The organism is Bifidobacterium jacchi, assembly GCF_009078285.1.
Classification (GTDB): Bacteria; Actinomycetota; Actinomycetes; order Actinomycetales; family Bifidobacteriaceae; genus Bifidobacterium; species Bifidobacterium jacchi.
Map to the genome: position 1 here is coordinate 1 of NZ_RQSP01000147.1, position 213 is coordinate 213.

General features: G+C 55.4%; 1 rRNA gene. It reads left to right on the top strand.

The annotated features are described in order from the left end of the window. A 23S ribosomal RNA gene (locus EHS19_RS10580) occupies positions 1-213 on the top strand; the annotation flags it as partial.

Here is a 213-nt window from a genome sequence, read left to right on the forward strand (position 1 = left end):
GAGTAAAGATGCTCGTTAAGCGCAGAAGGACGAAAAGACCCCGGGACCTTTACTATACCTTGGTATTGGCGTTAGGCGCGGATTGTGTAGCATAGGCGGGAGACTTGGATCCATGGACGCCAGTTCGTGGGGAGTCGCAAGGTGAAATACCGCTCTGTTCTCGTTTGACGTCTAACCACGAGCGGTCATCCCGCTCTGGGACAGTGCCTGGCG